23 protein-coding genes are annotated in these 22,274 nt (G+C 72.6%); 10 read left to right on the plus strand and 13 right to left on the minus strand.

The window, feature by feature from the left end; genetic code table 11:
• From OG937_20055 to OG937_20090, 8 genes are read right to left on the minus strand one after another with little or no spacing between them, the layout of a single operon-like run.
• Positions 1-2,001 (minus strand): NADH-quinone oxidoreductase subunit L, encoded by a 2,001-nt coding sequence (locus tag OG937_20055; protein ID WUD73818.1) that lies wholly within the window; start codon positions 1,999-2,001, stop codon positions 1-3.
• On the minus strand, positions 1,998-2,366 hold the full coding sequence (nuoK, locus tag OG937_20060; GenBank protein ID WUD73819.1) for an NADH-quinone oxidoreductase subunit NuoK: 369 nt from the start codon (positions 2,364-2,366) through the stop codon (positions 1,998-2,000). Before nuoK ends, OG937_20055 begins: the two co-directional genes overlap by 4 nt.
• Entirely contained in the window at positions 2,366-2,923 is a 558-nt protein-coding gene (locus tag OG937_20065; protein WUD73820.1) for an NADH-quinone oxidoreductase subunit J, read from the minus strand. The genes nuoK and OG937_20065 overlap by 1 nt, the downstream gene beginning before the upstream one ends.
• Complete coding sequence (locus OG937_20070) at positions 2,920-3,492, minus strand: NADH-quinone oxidoreductase subunit I (protein WUD73821.1); 573 nt, start codon at positions 3,490-3,492, stop codon at positions 2,920-2,922. Before OG937_20070 ends, OG937_20065 begins: the two co-directional genes overlap by 4 nt.
• On the minus strand, positions 3,492-4,454 hold the full coding sequence (gene nuoH, locus OG937_20075) for an NADH-quinone oxidoreductase subunit NuoH (protein ID WUD73822.1): 963 nt from the start codon (positions 4,452-4,454) through the stop codon (positions 3,492-3,494). Before nuoH ends, OG937_20070 begins: the two co-directional genes overlap by 1 nt.
• A complete protein-coding gene (locus tag OG937_20080; GenBank protein WUD73823.1) occupies positions 4,451-5,593 on the minus strand; it encodes an NADH-quinone oxidoreductase subunit C in 1,143 nt (380 codons plus the stop codon). The genes nuoH and OG937_20080 overlap by 4 nt, the downstream gene beginning before the upstream one ends.
• Complete coding sequence (locus tag OG937_20085) at positions 5,590-6,207, minus strand: NADH-quinone oxidoreductase subunit B (GenBank protein WUD73824.1); 618 nt, start codon at positions 6,205-6,207, stop codon at positions 5,590-5,592. The genes OG937_20080 and OG937_20085 overlap by 4 nt, the downstream gene beginning before the upstream one ends.
• On the minus strand, positions 6,198-6,566 hold the full coding sequence (locus OG937_20090; GenBank protein WUD73825.1) for an NADH-quinone oxidoreductase subunit A: 369 nt from the start codon (positions 6,564-6,566) through the stop codon (positions 6,198-6,200). Before OG937_20090 ends, OG937_20085 begins: the two co-directional genes overlap by 10 nt.
• Positions 6,567-6,768: 202 nt before the next feature.
• Between OG937_20090 and OG937_20095 the strand changes: the two genes are divergently transcribed.
• On the plus strand, positions 6,769-7,932 hold the full coding sequence (locus OG937_20095) for a sensor domain-containing protein (GenBank protein WUD73826.1): 1,164 nt from the start codon (positions 6,769-6,771) through the stop codon (positions 7,930-7,932).
• 57 nt (positions 7,933-7,989) lie between these two features.
• Here OG937_20095 and OG937_20100 read toward each other — a convergent pair whose 3' ends face one another.
• A complete protein-coding gene (locus OG937_20100; protein ID WUD73827.1) occupies positions 7,990-9,489 on the minus strand; it encodes an MFS transporter in 1,500 nt (499 codons plus the stop codon).
• A gap of 157 nt (positions 9,490-9,646) precedes the next feature.
• Here OG937_20100 and OG937_20105 point away from each other — a divergent pair, with 157 nt between their 5' ends.
• The 5 genes from OG937_20105 (at position 9,647) to OG937_20125 (ending at position 16,027) form a co-directional block, all read left to right on the plus strand.
• Positions 9,647-10,378, plus strand: a complete 732-nt coding sequence (locus tag OG937_20105; protein ID WUD73828.1) for a TetR/AcrR family transcriptional regulator C-terminal domain-containing protein — start codon at positions 9,647-9,649, stop codon at positions 10,376-10,378.
• Positions 10,379-10,530: 152 nt separating this feature from the next.
• Positions 10,531-11,844: a sensor domain-containing protein gene (locus OG937_20110; GenBank protein WUD73829.1), complete on the plus strand. Its 1,314-nt coding sequence runs from the start codon at positions 10,531-10,533 to the stop codon at positions 11,842-11,844.
• A 250-nt stretch (positions 11,845-12,094) separates the two neighbouring features.
• The gene (locus OG937_20115; protein WUD73830.1) at positions 12,095-12,766 is read left to right on the plus strand and encodes a response regulator transcription factor; all 672 of its coding nucleotides are present in this window, start codon (positions 12,095-12,097) and stop codon (positions 12,764-12,766) included.
• Positions 12,767-13,023: 257 nt separating this feature from the next.
• A complete protein-coding gene (locus OG937_20120) occupies positions 13,024-14,949 on the plus strand; it encodes a 2-oxoacid:acceptor oxidoreductase subunit alpha (GenBank protein ID WUD73831.1) in 1,926 nt (641 codons plus the stop codon).
• The gene (locus OG937_20125; GenBank protein ID WUD73832.1) at positions 14,942-16,027 is read left to right on the plus strand and encodes a 2-oxoacid:ferredoxin oxidoreductase subunit beta; all 1,086 of its coding nucleotides are present in this window, start codon (positions 14,942-14,944) and stop codon (positions 16,025-16,027) included. The genes OG937_20120 and OG937_20125 overlap by 8 nt, the downstream gene beginning before the upstream one ends.
• A gap of 56 nt (positions 16,028-16,083) precedes the next feature.
• Here OG937_20125 and OG937_20130 read toward each other — a convergent pair whose 3' ends face one another.
• A complete protein-coding gene (locus OG937_20130) occupies positions 16,084-16,479 on the minus strand; it encodes a helix-turn-helix transcriptional regulator (GenBank protein WUD73833.1) in 396 nt (131 codons plus the stop codon).
• Between the two features lie 105 nt (positions 16,480-16,584).
• Between OG937_20130 and OG937_20135 the strand changes: the two genes are divergently transcribed.
• Positions 16,585-17,442: an SDR family oxidoreductase gene (locus tag OG937_20135; GenBank protein ID WUD73834.1), complete on the plus strand. Its 858-nt coding sequence runs from the start codon at positions 16,585-16,587 to the stop codon at positions 17,440-17,442.
• 198 nt (positions 17,443-17,640) lie between these two features.
• Positions 17,641-18,585 (plus strand): EamA family transporter RarD, encoded by a 945-nt coding sequence (gene rarD, locus OG937_20140; protein ID WUD73835.1) that lies wholly within the window; start codon positions 17,641-17,643, stop codon positions 18,583-18,585.
• A 37-nt stretch (positions 18,586-18,622) separates the two neighbouring features.
• Here rarD and OG937_20145 read toward each other — a convergent pair whose 3' ends face one another.
• Positions 18,623-19,237 (minus strand): ABATE domain-containing protein, encoded by a 615-nt coding sequence (locus OG937_20145; protein ID WUD73836.1) that lies wholly within the window; start codon positions 19,235-19,237, stop codon positions 18,623-18,625.
• Between the two features lie 65 nt (positions 19,238-19,302).
• Between OG937_20145 and OG937_20150 the strand changes: the two genes are divergently transcribed.
• Both OG937_20150 and OG937_20155 read left to right on the plus strand, forming a co-directional pair.
• On the plus strand, positions 19,303-19,752 hold the full coding sequence (locus OG937_20150) for a hypothetical protein (protein WUD73837.1): 450 nt from the start codon (positions 19,303-19,305) through the stop codon (positions 19,750-19,752).
• Between the two features lie 97 nt (positions 19,753-19,849).
• The gene (locus OG937_20155; GenBank protein ID WUD73838.1) at positions 19,850-20,407 is read left to right on the plus strand and encodes an NAD(P)H-dependent oxidoreductase; all 558 of its coding nucleotides are present in this window, start codon (positions 19,850-19,852) and stop codon (positions 20,405-20,407) included.
• Between the two features lie 10 nt (positions 20,408-20,417).
• On the opposite strand, the gene OG937_20160 is transcribed toward OG937_20155, so the two are convergent.
• Both OG937_20160 and OG937_20165 read right to left on the minus strand, forming a co-directional pair.
• Complete coding sequence (locus tag OG937_20160; protein WUD73839.1) at positions 20,418-21,290, minus strand: ABC transporter permease; 873 nt, start codon at positions 21,288-21,290, stop codon at positions 20,418-20,420.
• A complete protein-coding gene (locus tag OG937_20165) occupies positions 21,277-22,242 on the minus strand; it encodes an ABC transporter ATP-binding protein (protein WUD73840.1) in 966 nt (321 codons plus the stop codon). The genes OG937_20160 and OG937_20165 overlap by 14 nt, the downstream gene beginning before the upstream one ends.
• Between the last annotated feature and the right edge of the window lie 32 nt (positions 22,243-22,274).

Raw genomic sequence — 22,274 nt, forward strand, 5'->3', positions numbered from 1 at the left:
TCACGCTCCGACGGCGACGAGGACGGCGAGGATCACGGAGCCGGCCAGCAGCACGCTGATATAGGTCTGCACGTTGCCCGTCTGGGTGCGGCGCACGAGCGCGCCGAGCAGCCGGGGCAGTCCGCCCGCGCCGCGGACGTACGTCTCGACGACCTCGCGGTCGAGGAAGCGGACGAGGCCGGAGGCGGCGAGCACGGGGCGGACGAAGAGCGCCGCGTACAGCGCGTCGAGGCGGAAGCCGTGCGAGGCGGGCTCGAAGAGCGGGCCGAGCAGCAGGCGTCCGGGGTCGCCGGGGTCCCGGGCGGCGGCGACGTCACCGTAGACCTGTTCGTGGGTCTGCAAGGCGGCGGCCTCGGTGAGCGCCGGCTCCTCGTCGGCCGCCGCGGGGACCAGAGCCCCCATGGGCGCGCCGCGGCGGGTCGCGGTGGCCTGCCAGGCGCCGTAGGTCGCCAGGATGCCGACGACGGCGAGGCCGACGCCGAGGATCGAGGTGACCAGGGTCGGGGCGAGCTCGTTGCCGTCGAGCCAGGCGGGGAGGTCGAAGAACTTCGGCACGAGGGAGACGGCACCGAAGGCGACCGTGGGGATCGCCAGCACCCACAGCACGGCGGTCATGACGGCTGGTTCCTTGCCGTGCGCCTGGGGTGCCGCGGCGCCCTGGCCGCGGAAGGCGAGGAGGAACAGGCGCGTGGCGTAGCCCGCGGTGAGCACGGCGGTGACCAGCGCGGCGACCAGGACGAGCCAGCCGACGGCCGAGGGGACGCCCTCGGCGTGGCCGGAGGCGGCGTGCTCGGCCGCCCGCAGCACCGACTCCTTGGAGAAGAACCCGGAGAAGGGCGGGATCGCGGCCAGGGCGGCCAGCGCGATGCCCATGGTCCACATGGCGTCGGGGACGCGCTTGCCGAGGTCGCCCATGCGGGACATCGCGGCCAGCGAGTTGGTGCCGGCGGCGTGGATGACGACGCCGGCGGCAAGGAAAAGGAGGGCCTTGAAGGCACCGTGCGAGACCAGGTGGAACACGGCGGCGCTGCGGTCGCCGACGGCGAGGGCGGCGGCCATGTAGCCGAGCTGACCGATCGTCGAGTAGGCGAGCACGCGTTTGATGTCGTCCTGGGCGAGCGCGGCCAGACCGGAGCCGATCATGGTGACGGCGGCCAGCACGCCGAGCACCGCGAGGGTGACGGTGGAGGCCTCGAAGACCGGCAGCAGCCGGGCGACGAGGTAGATGCCGGCCGCGACCATCGTGGCGGCGTGGATCAGCGCGGACACCGGGGTGGGGCCGGCCATCGCGTCGGGCAGCCAGGTGTGCAGCGGGAACTGCGCCGACTTGCCGGCGACGCCGGCGAGCAGCAGCAGGCCGACGACGGTCGGGTGCGCGATCCCGCCGTGGGTGGCCGCGGTGAGGATGCCGTTGATCCGGAACGTCCCGGCGTCGGCGGCGAGCGCGAAGACGCCGATCAGGAAGGGGACGTCGCCGAGCTTGGTGACCAGGAAGGCCTTGAGCGAGGCGGCCCGGGCGACCTCGGTCTCCCAGTAGTGGCCGACCAGGAAGTACGAGCAGATGCCCATGACCTCCCAGCCGACCAGCAGCACCATCAGGTCGCCGGTGTAGACGACCAGGAACATGGCGGCGGTGAAGAGGGAGACCAGGGCGGAGTAGGAGGCGTAGCGCGGGTCGTGGCGCAGGTAGGCCGTGGAGTACAGCTGCACGCAGGTGGCGACCAGGCCGACGAGGACGGCGATAAGGACCGCGAAGCCGTCGAGGTGCAGGGCGAGGTCGACGGGCACCGAGCCGGTCGGCGTGAGCCGGGTCGCGGCGTCGGTGGCCGGGCCGCTGCCCTGCCGTACGGCGACGACGACGGCCAGCACGAAGGCGGTCGCGGTGGGCAGCACGGCCAGCGGCCGGACGAAGCCGGGGGCGGTGCGGCCGAGCAGCAGCCCGCCGACGGCGCCGAGGAAGGGGAGGAGGGGGACGAGGACGGCGAGGGTCGTCAGGGTCACGCTGCGGCCTCGGCCTTCTCTTCGGGTGCGGAGGGCCCGTCCCCTTCGCCCTGCGGGTCGTGCTCGGCGAGGTCGGTGAGGCGGTCGACGTCCGAGCTGCCCCGGTTGCGGTACACCAGCAGGACGATGGCGAGGCCGATGCCGATCTCGGCGGCGGCGATGACGATGACGAACAGCGTCAGCGCCTGCCCGGCGTGGAGGGTGTCGCGGAGCCAGACGTCGAAGGCGACCAGGTTGAGGTTGACCGCGTTCAGCATCAGCTCGACCGACATCAGGACGAGGATCGCGTTGCGCCGGGCGAGGACGCCGTACAGGCCGACGGAGAACAGGAGGACGGCGAGGACGGCGGGATAGGCGAGATGCATCAGCGCTCCCCCGGCTGCTGACGGAACTGCTTGCGGGACAGGACGATCGCACCGACGAGCGCGGCGAGCAGGAGCACGGACAGCGCCTCGAACGGCAGCACCCAGTGCCGGAAGAGGATCTGGCCGGTGACCTTGGTGGAGCCCTGCGCGGCGCCGTCCACGTCGATCCAGGTGGCCCGGAAGGCATCCACCACGACCCACACCAGCGTGCCCGCGGCCGCGACGGCCACGGCCAGCGCCGCGATCCGGTTGCCCGAATCGGCGTCCGGGGAGCGGCCGATGGGCGCCTTGGTGAGCATCAGCCCGAACAGGACGAGCACCACGACCGACCCGACGTAGATCAGCACCTGCACCCAGGCGATGAACTCGGCGGTGAGCAGCAGGTATTCGACGGCGACGCCGCCGAGTGCGACGACCAGCCACAGCGCGGCGTGCACCAGCTGCTTGGTGGTGACGCTGACGACGGCGGCGGCGAGGGTCGCGACGCCGACGAGGACGAAGACGATCTCGACCCCGGTCGGGGACAGGAAACCGGGGTGGGCTGCGGAGAGGTTCACGCGTCTCCCCCCGGCTGCCCGGCCTCGGGCTCGGCCTCGGCGGCGGCGACCGCGGCGGCGGCCTTCTCCGCGGCCTTGCGGGCGGCACCGAGCTCCTTGGGCTCCTCGGCGGCCGGGTCGAGCGGCGGCGGGGCCGGCACCGTCCACATCCACTCGCGCAGCTTGTCGCGCTCGTGGGTGAGGTCGAGGATGTCGGTCTCCGCGTACTCGAACTCCGGCGACCAGAACAGGGCGTCGAAGGGGCACACCTCGATGCAGATGCCGCAGTACATGCAGAGCGAGAAGTCGATGGCGAAGCGGTCCAGCACGTTGCGGCTGCGCTCGCGGCCACCGGGGGTCACGGCGGGCACCGTCTCCTTGTGGGAGTCGATGTAGATGCACCAGTCGGGGCACTCACGGGCGCACAGCATGCAGACCGTGCAGTTCTCCTCGAACAGCGCGATCACGCCGCGGCTGCGGGGCGGCAGTTCGGGCTGCACCTCGGGGTACTGCGCGGTGTGCGAGCGCCGGGTCATCGTGCGCAGGGTGACGGCGAGGCCCTTGGCCAGGCCGGAACCGGGGATGCCCATCAGGAGATCACCACCTTCACCACGCCGGTGAGCGCGATCTGGGCCAGGGCGAGCGGGATGAGGACGGTCCAGGCGAACCTCTGCAGCTGGTCCTCGCGCAGGCGGGGGTACGTGACCCGGAGCCAGATGACGACGAAGGCCAGGGCCGCGGTCTTGAGTAGCGTCCACAGCCAGCCGAGGCTGCCGGACCAGGGGCCGTGCCAGCCGCCGAGGAAGAGGACGGTGGTCAGGCCGCACAGCACGACGATGCCGGCGTACTCGGCGAGCAGGAACAGGGCGAAGCGCATGCCCGTGTACTCGGTGTAGGCACCGAAGATGATCTCCGAGTCCGCGACGGGCATGTCGAAGGGCGGGCGCTGGAGTTCGGCGAGGCCGGCGGTGAAGAACACGAAGGCGCCGATCAGCTGCCACGGCGTCCACCACCAGGCGTACGCGTCGACGATGCCGGGCAGCGAGAGCGTCCCGGCCGCCATGGCGACGGACGCGGCGGCGAGCAGCATCGGCAGCTCGTACGACATCAGCTGCGCGGCGGTGCGCAGACCGCCGAGGAGGGAGAACTTGTTGGCGGAGGCCCAGCCGGCCATGAGGGAGCCGAGCACGCCGACGCCCATGACGGCGAGCACGAAGAACAGGCCCGCGTCGATGTCCTGGCCGACGAGTCCGTCGGGGCCGACCGGGATCGCGATGAGGACCAGGAGGTAGGGCAGCAGCGCAACGGCGGGCGCGAGCTGGAAGATCTTCCGGTCCGCGTCGGCCGGGACCACGTCCTCCTTCTGCGCGAACTTCACGCCGTCGGCGACGAGCTGGGCCCAGCCGTGGAAGCCGCCGGCGTACATGGGTCCGAGGCGGCCCTGCATGTGGGCCATGACCTTGTGCTCGGTCTGGCCGACGACGAGGGGCAGGACGAGGAAGGCGACGAGCACGGCGAGCAGCCGGAGGATCACTTCGAGGGCGTCGCTCACGGTGTGCTGCCTCCTTCTGCGTCGTCGTTGCCGGGGGTGTCCGGGGTGGTGCCGGGGGTGTCGCCGTCCGCGGGGGGCCGCGCGGGTTCGCCGTCCCGGCCCTCGTCCGGTGCGGTCGCGGGTTTCGCCGCGTCGGGCTGCGCGGGCCCGTCGGGGCTCGCCGGTGCGGCCGGCGCGGGCTCGGCGTCGGGCTGCGCTTCCGCTGCCGGGGCGGCGGCCGGTTCGGGGTCGCGGGGGACGTCCCAGGGAGCGTCCGGGGTGCGCTTGCGGGGCGTCGCGGGCTCCGCCGGAGCCGCGGGGGTCCCGGGAGCCGCCGGGGTCTCGGCGATGCCGGCTTGGCTGACGGAGCCATCGCCCGCCGAGCGGGTGCGGCGCGGGGTGGCGGCGGGGGCCGCGGCGGCGGCCTGGCTCGCCGAGCCCTCGGTGACGCTGCGGGTGCGCCGGGCGGGACGCTCCGCGGCGCCCGCCGCACCGGCCTCGCCGGCGGCACCGGCGGCTCCGGCCGCGCGCGGGGTGCGGGCGGGCCTCGCCGGGGCGGGCGGCAACTGCCCCTTCAGCGGGCCCCACTCGTTGGGGTCGGGCACGCCCGGCGGCAGCATCTGGCGGCGCTTGGGGCCGCCGTGCGCTGCTCCCGCCGCAGGCTCCCCCGGCTCCTTGGCGCCCGGCCACGCCTTCGCCACACGCGCCGCCAGGACGAAGTCCTTGCGCAGCGGGTGCCCCTCGAAACCCTCGGGCAGCAGCAGCGGCACCAGGTGCGGGTGGCCGGTGAAGTCGACGCCGAACATCTCGTGCGTCTCGCGCTCGTGCCAGGCGGCGCCCGCGTAGACGCCGACGGCGGTCGGCAGGGCCGGGGCCTCGTGCGGGACGGTCGTACGGATCATCAGGCGCCGCACGGAGCCGACCGCGGGGGCCACGACGTGGGCGCAGACCCGGAACCCGGTGGCGCCCTCGTCGACGGCGCTGAGCCAGTCGAAGAAGGTGCAGCCGAGGGTGTCCCGGGCGGCCCGCAGGGCGTCGGTCCAGGAGGCGGCGGGGACGTCGACGGTCAGCAGGCCGTACGCCTCCTCCGCCGTGGCCTCGGCGCCGAAGACCTCGGCGACGGCGTCCGGCTCGGGGAGCCGGTCGAAGGGCGTGGTCACTTCGCGGCCTCCCCGGGCGGCGGCGGGGCCTGGACGAGGCCGCTGCGCAGCGCGGCGGTGGACGCGGGCGGGGTGCCCCCGTCGCCGTAGCGTTCGCCGAGCGACTCGCGGGCGATCTTCTCCTGGAGCTTGAGGATGCCCTGCAGCAGCGCCTCGGGCCGCGGCGGGCAGCCGGGCACGTAGACGTCGACGGGGATGATCTGGTCGACGCCCTTGGTCACGGAGTACGAGTCCCAGTAGGGGCCGCCGCAGTTGGAGCAGGCGCCGAAGGAGATGACGTACTTCGGCTCGGGCATCTGCTCGTACAGGCGCTTCACGGCCGGGGCCATCTTGTCGGTGACGGTGCCCGAGACGATCATGAGGTCGGCCTGGCGCGGGCCGGGCGCGAAGGGGATCACGCCGAGCCGGATGAAGTCGTGCCGGGCCATGGACGCGGCGATGAACTCGATGGCGCAGCAGGCCAGCCCGAAGTTGAAGACCCACAGGCTGTAGCGGCGGCCCCAGTTCAGGACCACCTTCATCGGCTCGGGTGCCAGCCGCGCGAGCGTACCGAGGCGGCGCGGCTCCGGCAGGTACTCGGGAGTGCTCACATCGGTCACATCGGTCACGTCCATTCCAGGACGCCCTTCTTCCAGGCGTAGAGCAGACCGACGGCGAGGAAGCCGAGGAAGACGAACATCTCGACCAGCGTGGTGCCGCCGTACCCCTCGGCGGCGAACACCGTCGCCCAGGGGAAGAGGAAGATCGCGTCGACCGCGAAGACGACGTACAGGAAGGAGTAGACGTAGTAGCGGATCTGGGTGTGCGCCCAGCCCTCGCCGACGGGGTCGACGCCGCACTCGTACGTGAGCATCTTCTCCTGCGTCGGCACGACGGGCCGCAGCAGGCGACCGGCCCCGAAGGCCACGGTCACGAAGAGCACCCCGAGCACGGCGACCAGCCCGACGACCGAGTAGCCGTGGAAGTAGTCCACGTCCGTCCGCCCCTCGTTTCTCGTCGTAAGCGCGTTGTCCAGCGATCCCGGTGGATCTTTAGACGATCTGTACGATCGGAGTCTAGGCCCTGCCTCCCGGAGCGGAACCACCCGTCCTGTCCGGTGGTACGGATAACCCCACCTTGTCCTGGCAGGCGCACCCCATGGCGGTGGCCGCCCGGTCCCCGGCAGGCTTGGCGTCATGACCATCAACTCCCAGCGCGGGGAAGCCGCCCCGCTGCCGCCGGCGCGCTTCGCCTTCGACGCCGTGACGTGGAAGGAGATCGCGTATCTCCTGGCGAACCTGCCCGTGGACCTCGTGGGCTTCGTCTACGTCGCCGTCGTGCTCTACCTCGGCATCGGGCTGTCGGTGACCGTGGTCGGCCTGCCGCTGCTGGCGCTGGGACTGGCCGGGTGCCGGCTGCTGGGGCGGCTGGAGCGGATACGGGCGCGCGGCATGCTCGGGGTGGCCGTGGACGAGCCCCGGTCGCTGCGTCCCGGGCGGATGGGGTTCTTCCCCTGGCTGTGGACCTCGCTGAAGGACCCGGTGGGATGGCGGCACGCGCTGTACTTCTTCATCCGGCTGCCGTGGGGGATCGCGACCTTCACCGTCGCCTTGACCTCGCTCTTCGTGGCGTGGCCCGTGCTGCCGTTCATCGCCCGGGGGCTGGCCAACGCGGACCGCGCGATGGTCCGCGGCCTGCTGTCGCCCTCCGACGAGCTGGAGCGGCGGATCGCCGAGCTGGAGTCGGACCGCGGCACGGTGGTGGACACCGCCGCCGCCGACCTGCGCCGCATCGAGCGCGACCTGCACGACGGCGCCCAGGCCCGGCTCGTGGCGCTCGCCATGGACCTCGGCCTGGCCAAGGAGAAGCTGCAGGAGGACCCGGAGGCGGCGGCGAGGATGGTCGGCGACGCCCACGGCGAGGTGAAGCTGGCCCTCCAGGAGCTGCGCGACCTGGCCCGCGGCATCCACCCGGCCGTCCTCACCGACCGCGGCCTGGACGCCGCCCTGTCCTCGGTGGCCGCCCGGTGCACGGTGCCGGTGCAGGTCCAGGTGGACCTGGCGGGCCGGCCGGCCGCGGCGATCGAGGGCATCGCGTACTTCACCGTCTCCGAGCTGCTGCAGAACATCAGCAAGCACAGCGGGGCGCGCCGGGCCGTCGTCGAGCTGTGGCGCTCGGACGGCCGGCTGATGATCCAGGTCCGTGACGACGGGCGGGGCGGGGCGAGCGCGTCGGACGGCAGCGGGCTGGGCGGGCTGGCCGAACGGCTGGACGCGGTGGACGGCCTGCTGGTGATCGACTCCCCGGCCGGCGGCCCGACGACGGTGACGGCCGAGCTGCCCTGGCGCGACCGCGGCTGAGCCGCGTGCGGGAAGGCCGGTGCCCTCCAGCGAGGGCACCGGCCTTCTGTGCTCGCGTCAGGCGGCGAGTTCCGTCTCCTGCGCCGGGGTGGCGGAGGGCTCGGGCCTGCTGTCGCGCATGACCAGGGCGGCCAGCAGGGCGGCGGCGAGGACGCCGATCGCGCTGATGGTGAAGGTGGCCGACATCGAGGCGGTGAACGCCTCCCGGGCCGCGCGGACCATCCCGCTGTCGCCCTGGGCGACGGCCAGCGCGCCGGCGATGGAGTGCCTCGCCTCCTCGGGGGTGCCTGCGGGCATCTCGCGGGCGAAGCCGCTCGCCAGCAACGAGCCGAGGATCGCGATGCCGAGCGCGGTACCGGCCTGCTGGATGGTGTCGTTCAGGGCGGAACCGACACCCGCCTTCTCCGCGGGGATGGTGGCCATGAGGGCGCCGACGGCGGCCGGCATCGCCAGCCCCGCGCCGAGGCCGAGCAGGCCGAGGGCGGCTGCCGGGACGGCGAAGCCGGTGCCGGCCGAGACGGTGGTCAGCAGCGCGAAGGAGGAGGCCATGACGAGCATGCCGCCGAGGATCAGCAGGCGGTTGCCGATCCGCGCGGCGAACGTGGTGCCCAGGACGTTGCCGGCCAGCGCGGCGACGGCCAGCGGCACGAAGGCGACACCCGCCTTGACCGGCGAGTAGCCCAGCACGAACTGCAGGTACTGGGTGAGCACCAGCAGCAGGCCGCCGTTGCCGATCTGGACCAGGGTCAGCGAGAGCGAGCCGCCGCTGAAGTTGCGGTGCCGGAACAGGACCAGCGGGACCATCGGCGCGGGGGTGACGTTCTCCCAGACCACGAAGGCGCCCAGGGCGACGACGGCGACGGCCAGGGTGACCCCGGAGCGGCCACCGAAGGCGCCGTGCTGCGGGAGCTCGATGATCCACCAGACCAGGGCGGTCATGCCGGCCGCGGACAGCACCGCGCCGAGCGGGTCGGGCTTGCTCCACGGGCCCTTGGACTCCGGCATGAGGGTGAGGCCGGCGGCGACGGCGAGCGCGACGACCGGGACGTTGATCAGGAAGATCGCGTGCCAGGAGAAGTGGTCGATCAGCACGCCGCCGAGCACCGGGCTGCCGACCAGGCCGAGCATCGACACCGAGCTCCACGCCGCCATGGCCCTGCCGCGCTCCTCCTCGTCGAAGACGGTGATGAGGATCGACAGCGTCGAGGGCATGATCAGCGCGCCGCCGACGCCCATCGCGACCCGTACGGCGATGACCTCACCCGGGCTGGTGCAGAAGGTGGCCGCCAGGGAGGCCGCCCCGAAGAGCAGCAGGCCGGCGAGCATCACCTTCCGGCGCCCGAACCGGTCCCCGAGGCTTCCCGAGGCCAGCAGCAGACCGGCGAAGACCAGGATGTAGGAGTCGAGGATCCACTGCGTGTCCTGGGCGCTCGCGCCGATGTCCGCGGTCATCGCGGGCACCGCCACGGTCAGCGCCATGCTGTCGACCACCAGGACCAGCGAGCTGAGGCACAGCACGATCAGGATCCACCAGCGGCGGGGGTTGCGGGTCTCCATGGGGCGTCCTTTCGGGCATCGGCTCGTGCGTACACCGTTCCTTCAATGCGAACACTGTACGCATGGCGGAACGGTGTGCGCAACACTCGCTCCTGTACGCTGAATGCGAACGCCGTACGCAGCAGTCCGCCCGCACGCCGGTCCCCGAAGGAGCGCCATGGCCGCCAGGACGAAGCCGAGCCCGATCCCGTCCGTGTGGGCCCGGCAGCAGCGCGAGGCCGACCAGCCCGCGCTCAGCCGCGGCGCGATCGTCCGCGAGGCGATCGCCATGCTGGACGCCGAGGGCGTCGACGCCCTCAGCATGCGCAAGCTGGGGGCCCGGCTGAACGCCGGCGCGACCTCCCTCTACCGGCACGTCGCGACCAAGGACGAGCTGATGGAGCTGGCCGTCGACGAGGTCGCCGCCGAGATCGCCGTCCCCGCCGCCGGCGGCGCGGACTGGCGCGCCGCGGTCACCGAGGCCGCCGGGTCCTTCCGCGCGACGGCGCTGCGCCACCCGTGGCTGTCCTCGGTCCTGGGCCAGGCGGGCCTCGCCTACCTCGGCCCCAACCTCATGTCGTACTCCGAGCGGCTGGCCGCCCTGTTCGCCGCCGCCGGCTTCCCCGAGCCGAGCCGGGCGATCGACACCCTCCTGAGCTACGTGATCGGCATGAGCACCACGGAAGCCGCCTGGCTCACCACGGTCGCCCGCTCCGGCGAGACCGAGGCCGGCTTCATCGCCCGTCTCATGCCCGCAGCCCAGGCCGCCGCGGCGCCCCACGACCACCTGTCCGGCTCCTACGCCGACCCCACGGCCGCCATCGAGGACCCGGTCGCGCTGCGCGAGGCCAAGTTCGCCTACGGCCTGGACGTCGTCCTCGACGGGCTGGCGCTGCGGCTCCCCCGCTGACACCGCCCCGGTCCCGGCCGCCGCACCGCGGGGGTGGGGTTTTCCCCAGGTCCAAGACGCCGATCCGCACCATGGGCGCGAGGGGCCCGCAGGACGAGGCTGGAGGCATCACCAGCGGACGCAGAGGTACGACGAAGAGGACGGACGTGACCATGGCATACGGTTTCCCGGAGCCGCGCGAGCACCGGCTGCCCGCGGCGCTGCGCGCGCCGATCGAGGCCCGCACCTGGCGCGAGTTCCTGTATCTCCTGCTGAACCTGCCAATGGGCATCATCGGCTTCGTCTTCACGGTGACGATGCTGTCGCTGGGCGCGGGCCTGCTGGTCACCTTCCTCGGACTGCCCGTCCTCGCCGTGATGCTGGCCGGGTGCCGGGGGCTCGGCGTCGTGGAGCGCGAGCGGGCGCGCCAGTGCCTGCGCATCGACGTGGCCGCGCCGGAACCGCTGCGCCGGCGGCCGGGCCAGGGCTTCATGTCGTGGCTCGGCGGCCAGCTGACCAGCGGCGCCTCCTGGCGGCACATCCTGTACTTCTTCGTGCACTTCCCGTGGGGCGTGTTCACCTTCTCGGTGGCCATCTCCTTCTTCACCTACGGCTGGGGGCTCCTCACGTACCCGCTGTGGCAGTGGGTGTTCCCGGCCTACACCGACCAGCCCGGGCTCCAGCTGTACGGGGACGGCAACGGCAACGGCTGGTGGCTGGACTCGCCGTTCGAGGTGGCCATGACCTCCGTGCTGGGACTGCTGCTGGTCCTGGCCACCCCCTGGCTGATCCGGGGCATGGCGTACGTCGACCGGGGCCTGGTCGCCGGGCTGCTGGGGCCCTCGCGGCTGGCCAGCCGCGTCACGGAACTGGAGTCGGACCGGGGCACGGTGGTGGACACCGCCGCCGCCGACCTGCGCCGCATCGAGCGCGACCTGCACGACGGCGCCCAGGCCCGGCTCGTGGCGCTCGCCATGGACCTCGGCCTGGCCAAGGAGAAGCTGCAGGAGGACCCGAAGGCGGCGGCCACCATGGTCGAGGAGGCGCACGGCGAGGTGAAGCTCGCGCTGCAGGAGCTGCGCGACCTGGCCCGCGGCATCCACCCGGCCGTCCTCACCGACCGTGGCCTGGACGCCGCCCTGTCCTCCCTCGCGGCGCGCTGCACCGTGCCGGTGCAGGTGAGCGTGGACCTGCCGGGGCGTCCGGTGCCGGCGATCGAGGGCATCGCGTACTTCACCGTCTCCGAGCTGCTGCAGAACATCAGCAAGCACAGCGGCGCCTCGCGCGCCACGGTCGACCTGTGGCGCTCCGGAGACCGGCTGATGATCCACGTCGTCGACAACGGGCGCGGCGGCGCCTCCACGGCCCGCGGCTCCGGCCTGGCCGGGCTCGCCGAGCGGCTGGGGGCGGTGGACGGCGTCCTCGCGGTGGACTCCCCCGCCGGCGGCCCGACCACCGTCGCGGCCGAGCTGCCCTGGCGGACCTGACCCCGCGGGGGACCGACCGCCGGGGCAGCAGGACCGCAAGAGCCGGAAGAGCCGGAAGAGCCGGAAAAACCAGAAGAACCGCAAGGACCAATAGGACCGGGAAGACCGGAAGAACCGAGAGGACGCTGACCGCGCCCCCTCCGTCCCTCCCCGCACTCCGCCCCGGCGGCAAGGCCGTGTGCCCGCCGCCGGAAGCTGGAATGCTGGGGAGGGACAGCACGTCGACGTCGACACGGGGGAGCCGGTAGCGGTGGAGGACAGGGTGCGGGTGGTCATCGCCGAGGATTCGGTGCTGCTGAGGGAGGGACTGACCCGCCTGCTGACCGACCGCGGGCACGAGGTCGTCGCCGGGGTCGGCGACGCCGAGGCCCTGCTGAAGGTGATCGGCGAGCTCGCCGCCGAGGACGCGGTGCCCGACGTGGTCGTGGCCGACGTGCGGATGCCTCCGACCCACACCGACGAGGGCGTACGCGCCGCGGTGCGGCTGCGCCGCGACCACCCGCGGCTGGGCGTGCTCGTGCTGTCGCAGTACGTGGAGGAGCGGTACGCCACCGAGCTGCTGGCCGCCAGTTCCCGCGGGGTCGGGTATCTGCTCAAGGACCGGGTAGCCGATGTGCGGGAGTTCGTCGACGCGGTCGTACGGGTGGCCGGCGGCGGTACCGCCCTGGACCCGGAGGTGGTCGCGCAGCTGCTGGGACGCAGCCGCAAGCAGGACGTGCTGGCCGGTCTCACCCCGCGGGAGCGCGAGGTGCTGGGGCTGATGGCGGAGGGACGGACGAACTCCGCGATCGCCAAGCAGCTGGTGGTGAGCGACGGGGCGGTGGAGAAGCACGTCAGCAACATCTTCCTCAAACTGGGGCTGGCCCCCAGCGAGGGCGACCACCGGCGTGTCCTGGCCGTGCTCACGTACCTCAATTCCTGATCGTCTGACGTATCGTCAGAGGATCCCGCGGAGCGTAGAACCGAAGCGGCGCCGGAAGGCGTCCCATATGGAGGAAGCAGGCAGCACGGGCTCCGGGGGGCGGTGACCGTGACCCATCAGGGCACAAAGGGAGCCCAGCGCGGCGTTCACGATGCGGGAAGACCCGGGAAGGCGACCCTTACCCACGTACGATGGCGCGTGGGACACAAGGTCACGGCCCCGGTCGTGAGCCGCCGCCTCGAAGGAGGTCCGATTCAGTGACCAGCCAGGTCAGCAGCCCGACAACCCCCGATCATCCCGTTCTGGGAGAGCAGCGGAAACCGGCCAAGGAGACCAGGAAGCTCGATCGGGTGGTGATCCGTTTCGCCGGGGACTCCGGCGACGGCATGCAGCTCACGGGAGATCGGTTCACCTCGGAAACGGCGTCGTTCGGCAACGATCTGTCCACCCTGCCGAACTTCCCGGCCGAGATCCGGGCTCCGGCAGGCACCCTGCCGGGCGTGTCGAGCTTCCAGCTGCACTTCGCCGACCACGACATCCTCACCCCGGGTGACGCCCCGAACGTCCTGGTCGCGATGAACCCGGCGGCACTGAAGGCGAACATCGGGGACCTGCCGCGCGGCGCGGAGGTCATCGTCAACACGGACGAGTTCACCACCCGCGCGATGGCCAAGGTCGGCTACGCGGCCTCGCCGCTGGAGGACGGCTCGCTGTCGGCCTACGCGGTGCACCCGGTGCCGCTGACCACCCTGACGGTCGAGGCGCTCAAGGACTTCCCGCTGACCCGCAAGGAGGCCGAGCGCAGCAAGAACATGTTCGCGCTCGGGCTGCTGTCGTGGATGTACCACCGGCCCACCGAGGGCACCGAGGACTTCCTGCGCAAGAAGTTCGCGAAGAAGCCCGAGCTGGCCGAGGCGAACGTCGCGGCCTTCCGCGCGGGCTGGAACTTCGGCGAGACGACCGAGGACTTCGCGGTCAGCTACGAGGTGGCCCCGGCCGAGGCGGCCTTCCCTGCGGGCACCTACCGCAACATCTCGGGGAACCTGGCGCTGTCGTACGGCCTGGTCACCGCGAGCCGGCAGGCGGACCTGCCGCTCTTCCTGGGCTCGTACCCGATCACCCCGGCCTCGGACATCCTGCACGAGCTGAGCAAGCACAAGAACTTCGGCGTGCGCACCTTCCAGGCCGAGGACGAGATCGCCGGCATCGGCGCCGCTCTCGGCGCGGCCTTCGGCGGCTCGCTGGCCGTCACGACCACCTCCGGCCCGGGTGTCGCGCTGAAGTCGGAGACCATCGGCCTCGCGGTCTCGCTGGAGCTGCCGCTGCTGGTCGTCGACATCCAGCGTGGCGGGCCCTCGACGGGCCTGCCGACCAAGACCGAGCAGGCCGACCTGCTGCAGGCGATGTACGGGCGCAACGGCGAGGCGCCGGTCCCGATCGTGGCGCCGAGCACCCCCGGCGACTGCTTCGGCGCGGCGCTGGAGGCGGCCCGCATCGCGCTGACCTACCGCACCCCGGTCCTCCTGCTCTCCGACGGCTACCTGGCCAACGGCTCCGAGCCGTGGCGGGTCCCCGAGCTGGACGAGCTGCCCGACCTGCGGGTGCAGTTCGCGACGACGCCCAACCACGTCGCGGAGGACGGCACCGAGGAGTTCTGGCCGTACCTGCGCGACCCCGAGACCCTGGCGCGCCCCTGGGCGGTTCCGGGCACCCCCGGTCTGGAGCACCGGATCGGCGGCATCGAGAAGCAGGACGGCACGGGGCACATCTCGTACGACCCGGCCAACCACGACCTGATGGTGCGCACCCGGCAGGCCAAGATCGACGGCATCGAGGTGCCCGACGTCGTCGTCGACGACCCGGACGGCCAGGCACGGACGCTGGTGATCGGCTGGGGCTCGACGTACGGGCCGATCACGGCGGCCGTACGGCGCATCAGGGGCGCAGGGGGCGCGGTCGCGCAGGCCCATCTGCGCCATCTGAACCCCTTCCCGAGGAATCTCGGGGAGGTCCTCGGGCGTTACCAGAAGGTAGTGGTCCCGGAGATGAACCTCGGCCAGCTCGCCCACCTGCTGCGGGCGAAGTACCTGGTCGACGCCCGCTCGCACACCCAGGTCACCGGCCTGCCCTTCAAGGCCGAGCAACTCGCTGCCGCCATCCAGGAGGAGAGCGCAGATGTCTGAGGCGCCTGCCGTCGAACACCGCACGCCGGGGCTGCCGGCGCTGTCCCTGGTCCCCAAGGCCGAAGCCAAACAGTCCATGAAGGACTTCAAGTCGGACCAGGAAGTGCGCTGGTGCCCCGGCTGCGGTGACTACGCGATCCTCGCCGCGGTGCAGGGCTTCATGCCCGAACTGGGCCTGGCCCGGGAGAACATCGTCTTCGTCTCCGGAATCGGCTGCTCCTCCCGCTTCCCGTACTACATGAACACCTACGGGATGCACTCCATCCACGGGCGTGCCCCGGCCATCGCGACCGGGCTCGCCGCCTCGCGGCGCGACCTGTCGGTGTGGGTCGTCACGGGTGACGGCGACGCGCTGTCCATCGGCGGGAACCACCTGATCCACGCGCTGCGGCGCAACGTGAACCTCAAGATCCTGCTCTTCAACAACCGGATCTACGGCCTGACGAAGGGGCAGTACAGCCCGACCTCCGAACTCGGCAAGATCACCAAGTCGACGCCGATGGGCTCGCTGGACGCGCCCTTCAACCCGGTCTCGCTGGCGCTGGGCGCGGAGGCCTCCTTCGTGGCGCGCACCGTCGACTCCGACCGCAAGCACCTGACGGGCGTGCTGCGGGCGGCCGCCGCGCACCCGGGCACGGCCTTCGTGGAGATCTACCAGAACTGCAACATCTTCAACGACAACGCCTTCGAGGTGCTGAAGGACCGGGCCTCCGCGGAGAACGCGGTGATCCGGCTGGAGCACGGGGAGCAGATCCGCTTCGGCGCGGACAACGCCAAGGGGGTCGTACGCGACCGGGCCACCGGCGACCTGAAGGTCGTCGACGTCGACGCCTCCAACGAGGACGAGGTCCTGGTGCACGACGCGCACGCCGCGTCGCCCACGACGGCCTTCGCCCTGTCCAGACTCGCCGACCCCGACACGCTGCACCACACGCCGATCGGCGTGTTCCGCAGCGTCGAACGGCCGGTCTACGACGTGCTGATGTCCGAGCAGCTGGAGCAGGCCGTCGAGCAGCACGGCAAGGGCGACGTCGCCGCCCTGCTGGCCGGCAACGACACGTGGACGGTCGTGGGCTGACCCCCCGGCGTCCCTCACATCGACCGCAGCGGCCGTACGGGGCCCGGACCTGACGATCAGGTCCGGGCCTCGTCGTATGCCCGGCGGGCCGCCATCACCTGCTCCGTGCGGCCCTCGGTCCAGCGGGCCAGGGCCCAGACCTGGTCCGCGGCCTCCTTGCCGAGCGGGGTGAGGGAGTACTCCACGCGCGGCGGGATGACGGGGTGCGCCTCGCGGTGCACGAAGCCGTCGCGCTCCAGGGTCTGCAGGGTCTGGGCGAGCATCTTCTCGCTGACCCCGCCGACCGTGCGGCGCAGCTCGCTGAAGCGCAGGGTGCCGTCGGTCAGTGCGGCGAGCACCAGTACGCCCCAGCGGCTGGTGACGTGTTCGAGGATCACCCGCGAGGGGCAGTTGCGCGCGTTCACGTCCGGGGGCGCCTGCAGCACGGCGGTGAGCTCGTCCCTTACGTCCATACCACTAGCTTACTTTGAAGTGGGTACTTTCTGGAAGTTAGTACCGGCCCTAGGGTTAGTCCCGTCAGCACGCACAAGGACACCAGGGACTGGAGAGAACCCGTCATGAGCATCGTCGTCACCGGAGCCACCGGACAGCTGGGCCGGCTGGTCGTGGAGCGGCTGCTGGCCGACGTCCCGGCCGAGCGGGTCGTGGCCGTCGTACGCGACGCGGACAAGGCCGCGGACCTCGCCGCCCGGGGCGTGGAGCTCCGGGTGGCCGACTACGATGCGCCCGGGACCCTCAAGGGCGCCTTCCGGGCCGGCGACGTGGTGCTGCTGATCTCGGGCAGCGAGGTCGGGCAGCGCGTCGCGCAGCACACCGCCGTGATCGAGGCCGCCAAGGAGGCGGGGGTCGCCCGGCTCGCGTACACCAGCGTCCTCGGCGGGCCGGCCGCCGACTTCCGGCTCGCCGCCGAGCACCAGGCCACCGAGCAGGCCCTGCTGGACTCCGGGCTGACCTACACGCTGCTGCGCAACGGCTGGTACACCGAGAACTACACCGCGCAGATCGCCGTCCAGCTGGAGCACGGGGTCGCGGGCAGCGCGGGCGAGGGCCGCATCGGCTCCGCCACCCGCGAGGACTACGCGGCGGCCGCGGCCGCCGTGCTGACCGGCGAGGGGCACGAGGACGCGGTGTACGAGCTCAGCGGGGACGAGGCCTGGACGCTGGCCGAGTACGCCGCCGAGCTGGCCCGGCAGTCCGGCCGCCCGGTCGCCTACGCCGACCTGCCCGCCGACGCCTTCCTGGCGGTCCTGACCGGCGCCGGGCTGCCCGAGACGGTGGCCGGGATCTACGTCGACGTGGACGTCGCCGGTGTCTCCCGCGGCCTCCTCCAAGGCGGCAGTGGCGACCTCGCCCGGCTGATCGGACGTCCCACCACCCCGCTCGCGGACACGATCGCGGCGGCGCTCAAGGGCTGACCCCGGCCGCCCGCCCGGACGGAGGGGCCCCCACGGCGGATCCCCTCCTGCCGCGGGGGCCCCGCCCCGTGTCCGCCCGGTCCCGGTGCGTTCCCGGCCCGCGACGAGGGTGTCATGACCGTCATGCGATACGCAGATGACGGGAGAAGGCCCCGCACGCTACCTTCGAGCGGTCGGCCAGCGCCCCGGGAGGAACGAGTGAACGAGCAGCGTGCCGGTCTGCTGTACGGATTCGCCGCCTACGGGCTCTGGGGGCTCTTCCCCCTCTACTGGCCGCTCCTCGAACCGTCCGGCGCGGGCGAGATCCTCGCCCACCGCATGGTCTGGTCGCTGGTCGTCGTCTCCCTCGTACTGCTGGTGATGCGCCGCTGGGCGTGGGTCCCCGAACTCCTGCGCCAGCCGCGGCGGCTGGCGCTGCTGGCCGTGGCCGCGGCCGTCATATCCGTGAACTGGGGCCTGTACATCTGGGGCGTCAACAGCGGCCACGTCGTCGAGACCTCGCTGGGCTACTTCATCAACCCGCTCGTCACCATCGGCCTCGGCGTCCTCGTCCTGCACGAGCGGCTGCGTCCCGCGCAGTGGGCCGCCGTGGGCGTCGGTGCCGCCGCCGTCCTGGTGCTGACCCTGGGCTACGGGCGGCTGCCCTGGATCGCGCTGACCCTGGCCTGCTCCTTCGCCACCTACGGCTTCATCAAGAAGAAGGTCGGCATGGGCGGCCTGGAGTCGCTGGCGGCCGAGACGGCCCTCCAGTTCCTGCCGGCGCTCGGCTACCTGGCCTTCCTCGGCACCCGCGGCGACACCACCTTCGCCTCGCACGGGGCCGGCCACGCCGCCCTGCTCGCCGCGTGCGGCGTCGTCACCGCGGTGCCGCTGATCTGCTTCGGCGCGGCGGCCATCCGCATCCCGCTGAGCATGCTGGGGCTGCTGCAGTACCTCGCGCCGGTCTTCCAGTTCGGGCTCGGACTGCTCTGGTTCCACGAGGAGATGCCGGCCGAGCGCTGGGCCGGCTTCGCCCTCGTCTGGCTCGCCCTGGCCCTGCTGACCTGGGACGCGCTGCGCGCCGCGCGGCGCGGCCGGATCGCGGTGCGCGACGCCGCGGTGGTGCCCGGCGAGGCGGCGCCGCGCGGGGCCGTCACCGGCTGAGCGGCGTTCACGCACGGGCGCGCGGGGCGCACGGTCACTAGCCTTCCGGCGCCTCGTACGCCTGTCTGCGGGAGCGGTGGGCACGGACCTTGTGGCGGTTGCCGCAGTGCTCCATGGAGCACCAGCGACGCCGGCCGGGGCGTGAGGTGTCCACGAAGACCAGTCGGCAGTCGTGGGCGGAGCATTCGCGGACGCGGTCGGCGTGGGGGCCGGAGAAGAGCTCCACCGCGTCCCGGGCGACGGCCGCCAGCACCTGGGTGCCGGTGATCGGGGTACGCCAGGTGCGGCCCCCGTTGGGGGCGAGACGCAGGGCGGGGGGACGCCAGGCGGCGGCCTCGTTGAGGACAACGAGGTCCGGGGCGGGGAGGGGTTCCCCGTGGACGCGGGCGACGGCGATGTGCCAGAGCGCGTCGCGCAGGTAGCGGGCCGCGGCGACGTCCTCCGGGGAGACGGCGAGGCCGCCCGGCTCGGGGCGCAGCCGGGACGCCACGGCCCAGCGGACCAGGTCGCCGGGCTCGTGGAGGACCTCGTGGCGCGCGTAGGCGCCGGGGCCGCCCGTGGGCAGCAGCTCCAGGCCGAGCGCGCCCGGATCGAAGCGGTAGGCGACTCCTTCGGATGAATGGAGGACCAGACCGATTGCGGGCTCCGTCACGTAACCAATATAACTGGTTACAGACCGGCCGAGGGCCGGAGGAGACGCGAACGAGGGGGCTCGGCATGGCGGTTCACTGGAAGCTCGTGATCGACGCGGCGGATCCGCACCGGCAGGCCGCTTTCTGGGCGGAGGCCCTGGAGTACACGCTCGAGGACCACAGCGTGCTGATCGGGAAGTTGCTGGGGTTCGGCGCCGTGACGGAGGACGTCCTGACGGAGGCGGCCGGCCGCAAGGCCTGGCGGGACCTGGCCGCCGTGCGCCACCCCGACGACCCCCACGACGAGGAGAAGGGCTCGGGCCTCGGGCGGCGCATCCTCTTCCAGCGGGTGCCCGAGGCCAAGACGGTGAAGAACCGGCTGCACATCGACCTCCACCCGGGCACCGGACGGCTGGAGGCGGAAGTGGCCCGGCTGGAAGGGCTCGGCGCGACGGTGCTGCGGCGGATAGCGGAGCCCTCCGGCACCTGGGTCACCATGGCCGACCCGGAGGGGAACGAGTTCGACGTCGAGTAGCCCGCCGGCCCTCCGGCACTCGCCTTGACGGCGGGGGCGGCGCGGTGACAACATCTCCATGCGTACGCAACTAATGCATACGCAAGGAGATGACGGGGTGTCGGACTCAGAGCGGACCTTCCTGTTCCTGGTGGGAAGCAGCCGCGCCGACGGCAACACGGAGATGTTGGCGCGGCACGCCGCCGAGCAGCTTCCGCCCGCGGTGGACCGGCGCTGGCTGCGACTGAAGGACCTGCCGCTGCCGCTCTTCGAGGACCTCCGGCACGACGGCGAGGGCCGCTATCCCGCACCGTCGGGGCACGCCGCGACACTCCTGGAGGCCACTTTGGCGGCCACCGACATCGTGGTGGTCTCCCCCCTGTACTGGTACAGCGTCTCGACCAGCACCAAGCTCTACCTGGACCACTGGTCGGGCTGGATGCGGGTGCCGGGGCTGGACTTCCTGGAGCGGATGCGCGGCAAGACCCTGTGGTCGGTGACCGTGCACGGCGGCCAGGACCCGGCGACGGCCGCCCCGCTGGTGGGGACGCTGCGCCACACGGCCGACTACGCCGGGATGCGCTGGGGCGGGGCGCTGCTGGGCTACGGCACCCGGCCGGGTGACGTGCTGAGGGACACGGCGGCCCTGGGCCGGGCCAAGACCTTCTTCAGCTGACCGGCGGGGGTCAGGCCGTGATGTCGCGGGTGGTGAAGCGGGCCCAGGCCGCGGAGCCGAACACGGCGACGTAGAGGGCCTGGAGCTGGAAGTTGCTGCGCATCTCGTCCCAGTAGACGGGGTCGCGGACCAGGTCGGCGAAGCTCAGCCAGTAGTGGGGGAAGAGGTAGGGCTGCACGGCGTGCAGTTGGGGGATGGTGTCGACGATCTGCACGGTGATCAGCAGGCCCACGGTGGTGGCCATGGCGGCGATGCCGCTGTCGGTGAGCGTGGAGATGAACAGGCCCAGCGCGGCGATGCCGGTGAGCGAGGCGGCCACGACCAGGGCGACCAGCAGGGCGCGCAACAGCCCCTCGGAGAAGGGGACCGTCGTACCCGACAGCAGGGTGACGTCGCCGAGCGGGAAGAGCAAGGCACCGGTCACCAGTGCCGAGACGGCCACGACGAGGGTGCCGATCAGGCAGAAGGCCAGGACGGAGGCGTATTTGGAGACCAGCAGACGGGTGCGCCCGGCCGGGGCAACCAGCAGATAGCGCAGGGTGCCCGCGTTGGCCTCGCCGGCGACGGCGTCTCCGGCCACGACACCGATCGCCATGGGGAGGAAGAAGGGCAGCGTCGCGGCGAGCGAGGCGAAGACCAGGAAGAGGCCGTTGTTGGTGATCAGCGCGACGAAGGCCGGGCCGTCGCCGCCCCCGCCGCCGGCCGAGCCGCCGTCACCGGTCTCGATCCGCACCGCGATCCCGATGAGCACCGGGACCCCGGCCAGGACGGCCAGCAGGGCCAGGGTGCGCCAGCGGCGCAGCACGGTCACCAGTTCGCTACGGAACAGCCCGAGCGAGCGGATCGGCCACACCGACCTGGTCAGGGTGTCAGCCTGCGACATCGAAGCCCTCTCCGGTCAGCGCGACGAACGCGTCCTCCAGTGACGCCCGTTCGACGCCGAAGCCGCGGACGCGGACCCCGGCGGCGACCAGTGCGGCGTTGAGGTCGGCCAGTTCGGGGAGTGCCGCGGGGTCCTGCGGCAGTTCCCCGGTGACCCGGTCGCCCTCGGCGGCCAGGCCGGTGACCCCCTGCTCCTTCAGGACCCGCACCGCCTCGGCGGGGTCGGGGGTGGTGACCACCAGGCGTCCGGCGGAGGAGAGCGCCTCCACCGGGCCCTGGGTGATCAGCCGGCCGCGGGACATCACGGCGGCATGGGTGCAGACCTGTTCGATCTCGTCGAGGAGGTGGGAGGAGAGGAACACCGTGGTGCCGTCCGCCGCCAGCTCGCGGACGAGCGAGCGGATCTCCCGCATGCCCTGCGGGTCCAGGCCGTTGGTGGGCTCGTCCAGCACCAGCAGGTCGCGGGGCCGCAGCAGCGCGGCGGCCAGGCCGAGCCGCTGCTTCATGCCGAGGGAGTAGGCGCGCGCCTTCTTGCCCGCGGCGGCGGCCAGGCCGACCCTCTCCAGGGCCGCGTCGACCCGGTCCCCGCGGGTGCGGGGACCGGCGGTCGGATCGGCCGCGTCGAAGCGCAGCAGGTTGTCACGGCCGGAGAGGAAGCCGTAGAGGGCGGGGCCCTCGATCAGCGCGCCCACGCGCGGCAAGACGCTGCGCACCGCGCGCGGCATGGGCTCGCCGAGTACCCGCGCCGTGCCGGAGGTCGGGGCGATGAGCCCCATGAGCATGCGGATCGTCGTCGTCTTCCCGGAGCCGTTGGGCCCCAGGAAGCCGAAGACGCTGCCCCGGGGGACGGCCAGGTCGAGGCCGTCGACGGCGAGCTGTCCGCCGCGGTACCTCTTGGTGAGTCCGCTCGTGGAGATCGCGTGCTCACCGGTCTCGGCGGACGGCTCCCCCATCGGCGCTCCTTCGGTCTGTGCCGGTGCCCTGC

Source organism: Streptomyces sp. NBC_00510 (assembly GCA_036013505.1).
Classification (GTDB): Bacteria; Actinomycetota; Actinomycetes; order Streptomycetales; family Streptomycetaceae; genus Actinacidiphila.